The 8,385-nt window shown below is 48.9% G+C and carries 6 protein-coding genes; 5 read left to right on the top strand and 1 reads right to left on the bottom strand.

The window, feature by feature from the left end; translation table 11 throughout:
- The first annotated feature begins 285 nt into the window (after window positions 1-285).
- The 3 genes from SIN01_RS13035 to SIN01_RS13045 all read left to right on the top strand — a co-directional run bounded on the left by SIN01_RS13035 (window position 286) and on the right by SIN01_RS13045 (window position 3,082).
- On the top strand, window positions 286-1,500 hold the full coding sequence (locus tag SIN01_RS13035; RefSeq protein ID WP_170215019.1) for a MalY/PatB family protein: 1,215 nt from the start codon (window positions 286-288) through the stop codon (window positions 1,498-1,500).
- Window positions 1,501-1,591: 91 nt separating this feature from the next.
- Window positions 1,592-2,254, top strand: a complete 663-nt coding sequence (locus tag SIN01_RS13040) for a helix-turn-helix transcriptional regulator (protein WP_507772787.1) — start codon at window positions 1,592-1,594, stop codon at window positions 2,252-2,254.
- Between the two features lie 87 nt (window positions 2,255-2,341).
- Window positions 2,342-3,082, top strand: a complete 741-nt coding sequence (locus tag SIN01_RS13045) for a gamma-glutamyl-gamma-aminobutyrate hydrolase family protein (RefSeq protein ID WP_141306121.1) — start codon at window positions 2,342-2,344, stop codon at window positions 3,080-3,082.
- 274 nt (window positions 3,083-3,356) lie between these two features.
- Here the strand turns inward: SIN01_RS13045 and SIN01_RS13050 are convergent, their stop codons facing one another.
- A complete protein-coding gene (locus SIN01_RS13050) occupies window positions 3,357-4,502 on the bottom strand; it encodes a M20 peptidase aminoacylase family protein (RefSeq protein WP_141306122.1) in 1,146 nt (381 codons plus the stop codon).
- Window positions 4,503-4,681: 179 nt separating this feature from the next.
- Between SIN01_RS13050 and SIN01_RS13055 the strand changes: the two genes are divergently transcribed.
- The gene (locus SIN01_RS13055) at window positions 4,682-5,647 is read left to right on the top strand and encodes a 2-hydroxyacid dehydrogenase (protein ID WP_141306123.1); all 966 of its coding nucleotides are present in this window, start codon (window positions 4,682-4,684) and stop codon (window positions 5,645-5,647) included.
- A 727-nt stretch (window positions 5,648-6,374) separates the two neighbouring features.
- The gene (locus tag SIN01_RS13060) at window positions 6,375-8,285 is read left to right on the top strand and encodes an N-acetylmuramoyl-L-alanine amidase (RefSeq protein ID WP_218027786.1); all 1,911 of its coding nucleotides are present in this window, start codon (window positions 6,375-6,377) and stop codon (window positions 8,283-8,285) included.
- Window positions 8,286-8,385 lie beyond the last annotated feature (100 nt).

Here is an 8,385-nt window from a genome sequence, read left to right on the forward strand (position 1 = left end):
GGAGATAAAGGACCAAGCACAGCTTGGTTTTTCTTACACTGGTAAGAAAGTAATAAAAAACAAAAGATTTAAGGAAACGAGTGTAAGTGCAACTATGTCTTTGCCTTCGCCAGAGGCTTGGCAAAGCCAAGTTTTCTAATAAAATGACTATTGACTTATTTTTACAAAACTATGAAAATAAAAATTATAAATAAATTATTATTGCAATAACAATTTATTTTGTTAACGGGCGGAATGATGGGTTGCTGCAAAGAGATAGGAAGATTTGATATGGGAGTGAGCCCGGTGACAAAAAGCATTTTCGATGAACACGTTGAACGAACGAACACGAACAGTGTGAAATGGGATGGAGCGGCAATGCTTTATGGGAAGTCGCATGTATTGCCGATGTGGATTGCCGACATGGATTTTCGCGCCCCAGATTGTATTCTCGATGCGATGAGCGATGTTTTAGATCAAAAAATCTTCGGTTACACGCTGTGTCCAAAATCACTCAAGCAATCCGTACGGAACTGGCTGATGCGGCGCTACACGTGGAACGTAGCGGATCGTTCGATCATTTTTAATCATAATGTGGTGTCGAGCATCAGCCTTGCCTTGCGCGCACTGACAAGCGAAGGTGATAAAGTTCTGATTCATCATCCGGTTTATAATCCGTTCTTTGAACAGATTAATCAGCTCGGCCGCGTGCCGCTTGTATCTGAGCTTGAGCTGCATGATCAGCGCTATTCGATGAATCTTGCAGATATGGAACAGAAAATCAAAGAGGAGCAGCCCACGTGTATTCTAATCTGTTCGCCGCATAACCCTGGCGGAAGAATTTGGGATCCTGACGAACTAAAAGCAGTTATTGCGCTAGCTGCTGCGTACCATTTGCCAATCATTTCAGACGAAATCCATGCCGATCTGGTGATTCCCGGGCATCGGCATCAACCGATTGCTCAGCTTGCCGGCGAGACGGCCGGCCAAATTGTAACCCTGATGGCGCCGACGAAAAGCTTTAATCTGGCGGGAATTGGTCCGTCCTACATGTTGACTTTTGATTCGAAAATTGCAGCGGCGATTAAGCGTGAGCAGAGGGCGATGGTTTATCCATCGATCAATCCGTTCCAAATTGCGGCAATGACGGCTGCTTATGAGAAGGGGGAGCCGTGGCTGATCGAATTGATGCACTACGTGAAAGGGAATATCGATTACGTACGTCGCATGCTTTCTCAGCTTGATGGCATCTATTGCATGGAAAACGACGCCACCTATTTAATGTGGATTAACTATGAAGCGCTACATGTGTCCGAAAAAGAGGTTCAGCAAGCATTGATTGAACAGGGCGTTGCTTTGCAGATGGGCAGTACCTATGGCCCGTCAGGACACGGATTTATTCGCATGAATGTGGCCGCGCCGCGTGCGCTTGTTGAAGAAGGCACGCAGAAGGTGCTGCGCGCGTTTCAACACTTACTTGCCGTCACTCAAAACACATCCCCAATTGAACACGATTCATAATCGGCCTGTGTGAATGACGCATAAAAAAACGGGGTGAACCCAAACGTCTCAACGTTCCCGAGGCTAGGAGGAGAGAGACATCGCAGATCAGCTGAACCGCTTGAAGGCCTTTGTTTTCTTTTTAGGTCATGTGTTGGGGGAGGACGCCGAGATTGTGCTTTACGATGTGCGAGATTGTGCACATTCGGTAATCGCAATGAGTGAGACGAGCTGGAGCGGTCTTTCGCTCGGGGCGCCTGCACCCCAATTGCTCATAAAGATGCTTCAAAAAGAGAGCGAATCGCACCGATCGTTTCGAACCAATTATGAAGGTCGTGCTGAGGATGGAACCGTACTCAGATCCTCTACATATTTTATAAGAGACGAACATCGTGAACTGATTGGTGCGCTTGTCATCAACATCGACTTCAGAAAAATGGACGAAGCGATTCATTTTTTAGATGATTTTATGAGATTGGAACACGATGCCTTCACGAACTCCGGCAACGCCATGGGTCGCCTGGGGACATCGATTGAGGATATAGCCATAAACAGCATTAAGGAAATTGTTTCCAGAATGAATATCCCTACCGAGCGAATGTCGCAAAAGGAGAAGCGCGACGTTGTGGATAAACTCAATAATCATGGAATCTTCCTGCTCAAAGGGATTGTACACATCGTTGCCTCTGAGTTGAAGACATCTGAAGCAACCATCTATCGTTATTTGAGCACGATGAAGAAAAATGAATTGAGCGCAAACTTTACGATGCCCTGAGACGTAAGGTACATTGATCATCTAGAAAATGAGCCGATAAAACAAAAGATAAGACGTGCAAAAAAGGAAAGAGAAAGGGGTAGGGCGGTGACAAAACCGATTATTGGAATCAGCAGCGGTTATGTAAAACTCAGTGAATTTTCAGAGGGAGACTATGCACACAAGGATTATAGTTCATCACTGATCAAAGCAGGTGCCGTCCCTTTGATCCTGCCGATTGTCCCCGGTCCAAGTGTTGATACGTATGCGGCGCTTTGCGACGGCTTCGTGCTCAGCGGCGGCTGCGATGTCAACCCGAAGTTCTTTGATCAGGATCCGACCCCCGGCTGCGGTGTCTTTGATACGGAGCGCGATCGGGCTGAATTTCAATTGTTGCAGCAAGCAATGAAACTGAGAAAACCGGTGTTCGGGATCTGCCGCGGCTTGCAGGTGATCAATGTCGCGCTCGGCGGCACGCTGGTTCAGGATATCTCTGATGAAATTGACCATCCGATTCAGCATACTCAAAAAGTGTCCCGCAAAGAAGGCAGCCATCGCGTACGGATTGAGAAGGATTCGCGTCTCTACCAAGTGCTCGGTGAACATGAAACGATTGAGGTAAACAGTCTTCACCATCAATCGGTTGCTCGGCTTGGCGATGGGCTGCATGCGGCAGCGTTCGCCGCAGATGGTGTGATCGAGGCGGTCGATATCACGGAAAAAGGCTTGATCGGTGTTCAATGGCATCCGGAATCAATGACCGCAGGCGGAAGCGAACTCATGCTTCATCTGTTCGAGTACTTTGTTTCCTTAAGCAGAGAAATGAAACAAGCAAACGCGGAGATTTGATGCGCGCATCAGTAACTGACTGAGGCGATGATAAAAATGTAAAAGAGATCGGCGCATGAGCTTGTGGATGCTGCGCCGATCTCTTTTAATATGCGAAGAAAGGATAAAGTTTGTCATGGAGCCCAACCGATAACACAGTGACTGAGCAGGTGTGAGACGCCTGCGGAGCATCGCTGTTGATTGCAGGTTAGGGAGATGCCGCAGGTCATTTATATGCTCCCGACTGCCCGCGGTCGCGTCTTGTTGATGCGAGCTGCCGAAGCGTTGAGCGTGATTATGCTTTGGCTTCAATGCTATTTAACTTTTCAAAGGTCATCAGTACGGCTTCGGAGAGAATCAAGACGCCGTCGTACATTGCGTCATGGTTGAACGTCATATAAGGATGATGCAGTCCGGGCTTGAGATCGCAGCCGAGACCAAGCATGGTTGATTTCAATTTGGGTGTGCGGATCGCGTATTGATGGAAATCATCACCGCCGCCGGAACGTTTTGCCGGGTCGTAATGATCCTCGCCAAGCACCTTCTTGATGGCTTCTCCCATTATGGCGATTGCTTCCGGGGCAGAGACAGCAGCCGGACTTCCGTGTGATTCTTCAAGGGTCACGGTCGCACCGTAGCCGGCCGCAACCCCTTGAACGATCTGGCGAACTTTTTTCTTGAGCTCCGTCATGATTTCGTTGTTCTGAGCGCGAACATCCAGACTGAATTCAGCATGCCCGGGGATGATGTTGGTTGCCGAACCGCTATGCAGCGTCGTCATTTTGACAGAGCTTGGCGTCATCGGATTGAGGTGCAGATGACCGAGCGCATCGACGATTGAAGCTGCGACTTCGATGGCATTTATACCGAGATGCGGTCGTGCGCCGTGTGCCTCTTCGCCGTCAATGACGCCGCGGATGGTGCCGCACGCGCCGTGCAGAATTGCCGGTCGCGCGCGGCCATCCAAGGTCTCTTCAATCGGGCGGAGATGAACGCCGTAAAAATAGTCGGCATCATCCAGGACGCCGCGTTTGCTCAATTCAAGCGCGCCTTGGCCTATTTCTTCTGCCGGCTGGAAGACAAGCCGAATGGTTCCGTTCATCCGATCTGTTTTTTCCTTAAGTATCATCGCCGCGCCAAGCACCATCGCCATATGGGCATCATGGCCGCAGGAGTGATTGGCTTGCAGCTTGCCGTTTACTTCTTGCCAGAGCGCGTCCATGTCGGCGCGCAAGGCGACAACCGGTTTTCCGCTGCCGATTTCAGCAATGACGCCCGGGCAGTCTGCGAAAGTATGCGTCCGATATCCGAGCGTATCCAATTGTTTTTGAATAAATTCGGTCGTTTGAAATTCTTTCATACTAATTTCGGCATGTGTATGCAGATAGTTAAAGAGCTTCATCACTTTTTCTTTGATGGAATTGTCCAAATGTTGGTTCATGAATCGTCCCTGCTTTCATAATTTTCATACTTTATGTAGTATTTTTAACGTAGCATGATCGCTGCTGTTTTTCAACCAAAGAAATGGGGCTTTGTTTTTGGGTTCATCCGCATTTTTTTGCTATATTATTAGATAATTGTTCATTGAATCGATTGATTTGTAGCGGGGAGGCTGACGAGATGCAGATTCTTTTTTGTGTGGGAAAATCCTATGTGACCATTCACCGGCAGATGGTGGATCGTTTAGAGAAAATGGGTGCCGAGGTTCACTGTCTGATGTACGATCAGGCGGCGAATAAAGCGGTAGTTAAGGAAGCCATTCGAGATGCTCACGTGTGCATCACAGCCATTGCACCGTGTGACCGCGAAGTGATTGAGGCAGCTCCCCGGCTTCGCTATATTTTAAAAACCGGTACCGGACTCGACAATGTGGCCATTGATGCCGCTACGGAGCGCGGGATTATGGTCAGCAATGCGCCGGGAGAAAACGCCACCTCGGTTGCGGAGCTGGCGTTCGGTCAGCTGATTGCCTTGTCGCGAATGATTCCGATGTTCGATCGCGGCACGAAACAGGGAAAATGGCCGAGCGGTGATGCCTATGAACTCGACGGCAAAACCATCGGCATCATTGGTTTCGGTTCGATCGGGCAAAAAGTCGCGCGCTATGCAGGTGCGTTTAACATGCGCGTCATCGCCTATGGAAATTACCAGGATCATGATGCGGCGGCACGGCTAAAGGCAAGTTTCGTTGATCTGAACCACCTGCTCCGTGAAGCGGATTATGTGGTGATTTCTACTGCCTTGAGCGCATCAAACTATCATTTGATTGATCAACAGGCCTTGGCGCGCATGAAACAGACAGCCTTCCTTGTCAATATTTCGCGCGGCGCGCTGATCGATGAGCCGGTATTAATCGATGCCCTGCGCCGGAAACAAATTGCCGGTGCGGCGCTTGATGTGTTTGAAAAAGAACCGCCGGAATCATTGCCCGAGCTGGATAATCTGATTGTCACCCCGCATGTTGCCGGGACGACGCGCGAGAGCATTGCTCGCGTAGCACAGGTCACGGTTGATAATATCGACAAATTTATGCGCAGGGAACATCCTGACTTTGTCGTGAATGAAAAAGCATTGAAAAAAATATAAGCAGCAAATCTAGCGGGCCATCGGTGCCCGTTTATTTTTTTAATCAAATGTTGTTTCTTGACCAAAGGGAGGCCGCCTGGGGTGCTCGGCGCCTTCGTACGCGCGAGCCACGGGAGTCTTCACGGGCAACGGCTTGCCGAGCAGGCTTTCGGATCACCCGCGGCAAGCGAGCCCGGCAGCAGCGGTAAAAGAGACAAAAAAAACAAAAGACTTTCATAAAGCTGTTTTTAAATGTTATCTGCTGGCTTGATTGGTTCAAATGGCACAACGATTGTAAATCTAACCTATGTGTCCGTTTTCAATCCGCTCGAATCGAATGCCTTTGTTCCAGGTCGTCGGTCGAGGTTGTATTTGAATGGGAAGAAAAACGCAGTCTTATTGACCTTATAGTCGAACTTAATCCAACTTTCATAATAGTGACAACACTATAGACTACTTTTATACTGAACCTGTTATCTCGATTGACAAGTACCCGTTGCGGGCGCTTGAGGCATCCGGAATCACGAGAAGAACGGGTGACAGTTGCCGCTCGCACGCATCAACTTTTTTCGCAGCAACACTGCATCTCTGTCCTCTTTGTCTCTGATAATGGAGATAAAAAAACAGCCTGGCTGAATTTAAGGCTGGTTTCGCTATTTCAGGCAGATTTGCCGGCGTTGTGCTTTGTTTTTGCCACCTTATTTTTCCGTCTGTGAGTGATCATGTCGATTAACAGGGAGTGATTGTCTTGAAAGAGAAAGTACAGAGCTATCCTATTTATGTTCCGCTTAGTGCATGCCTGATCATCCTCTTCATACTGGTTTTCGGAATGGCTGATCCGGCCGATGCTGCATCGCGTGAACGGACAAGCCTTCAGGATGCGTTCAAGAAAGCAGCGGGAACCTATCATGTACCGCTAAGCGTTTTGCTGTCTGTTTCTTACAACGAGACACGATGGGACAGTCACGACGATAAGCCAAGCATGGCTGGCGGATACGGCGTCATGCACCTGACGGATATGGATGCACCCGCAGATCTTTTTGCGAAGGGAACTCCGCTGAATGCAAACTCGCGTGCAGCCGCACAATCAAGAGCGGCGCATACGCTCGATCAAGCGGCAAAACTCATCGGCGCTGCACCTGAAGCATTGAAAACGGATCAGGATAAGAATATACTCGGCGGGGCTGCACTTCTTGCCGATTATCAGAAAAAGATCAGTGGCGAGCTGTCCACTGATCCGGCGGATTGGTACGCTGCAGTTGCCAAATACAGTGGCTCGAACGATTATGAAGCCGCCGTTGATTTCGCCGATCAAGTCTATAAAACCATCAATCAAGGAACCTCTCGGACGCTTGACTCAGCAGAAAAAGTGAGTCTTTCAGCCAAGAAGATTTCGCCGAAGAAGAACGGTGTTGCCTCGCTTCACCTCACGAAGCACAAAAAGGCGGACGGTGAGGTTCCGAAAGGAGTCGATATGCAGTACGTTCCGGCGTTATACAAAGCATTCTCCGATGCGGACGGAGACTACGGCAACTATGATCTTGCCAACCGTCCCTATGATGGACAAAAAATTCGTTACATCATTATTCATGATTCTGAAGTCAGCTATCAGGGAACGATCAATACCTTTTTGCAGCAAACCTATGTCAGTGCACACTATGTGATCCGCTCTTCAGATGGACAGATCACCAAAATGGTTGATCCGAAAGATGTTGCCTGGCAAGCGGGTAATTGGTACATGAACAGCCATTCGATCGGTATCGAACACGAAGGGTACGCTGTTGAGGGAGCGACCTGGTACAGTGAACCGATGTACCGCGCTTCAGCGAAACTCGTCAACTATTTAGCAAAAAAATATGAGATACCGCTCGATCGTGAGCACATCATCGGTCACGAAGAAGTACCTGGGCTGACGCCGTCGCGACAAGTGGCGATGCATTGGGATCCGGCAGCCTATTGGGATTGGGCCCATTACTTTAAACTGCTTGGTGCGCCGTTCACCAAGAATCAGCCGAAAACCAGCGGGAAGAAGGACGCCAATATTGTCACGATCAATCCGGATTATGCAACCAACCAGCCGGAAGTGACGTATGGCGCGCAGCAACTTGAGAAAAAATCGGCCAACTTCATCTATCTCTACAAAGCACCAAGCTTCAATGCAGCTCTTATCGGCGATCCCTTGCTCAATCCAAACGGAACCGGGACGACGGCGCTGAACGACTGGGGCAACAAGGCGGTCACCGGTCGATCGTACTATAAGGTTGATGAAGCCGGTGATTGGACAGCGATCGATTTCGGCGGCCAAAAGGCATGGTTCTATAATCCGAAAGGTGTGAACACGGTAAAAGGCAGCGGACTATTAGTCACACCGAAGAAAGGCGCGGACTCGATCCCAGTCTACGGATCAGCCTATCCGGAAGCTGCTGCCTATGAAAAATATGGTATCGCACCTGTCGGTATGGCACCGATTTACCGCATGCCGGCCGGACAATTCTATGTCGCAGAGAAAGCGGTAGGATCCGACTATTATTATGCGAAACTGTTCAACGCGCCCGAAACCTATCGTGTGGTGAGCGGGACGGACCAATACTACCAAATTTCCTACAATCACCGCATCGCCTTTGTGAAGAAGAGCGATGTTAGGGTACTGTATCATTAATTTGATCATGAAGAAGGAAAAGGAAAGATTATGATTTTGCTTTGTGGTACAACGATATGCGCATAAAAGTGGAGCTTCTGCTAAATAGAAATGAACTTCC

The sequence above is a fragment of the Sporolactobacillus inulinus genome, from assembly GCF_006539285.1.
Taxonomy (GTDB): domain Bacteria; phylum Bacillota; class Bacilli; order Bacillales; family Sporolactobacillaceae; genus Sporolactobacillus; species Sporolactobacillus inulinus.

What these genes read in the sequence shown, in the direction of transcription:
- SIN01_RS13050 (WP_141306122.1), bottom strand. Translation starts at nt 4,502, where the DNA reads ATGAACCAACATTTGGACAATTCCATCAAAGAAAAAGTGATGAAGCTC.
- SIN01_RS13055 (WP_141306123.1), top strand. Translation starts at nt 4,682, where the DNA reads ATGCAGATTCTTTTTTGTGTGGGAAAATCCTATGTGACCATTCACCGG.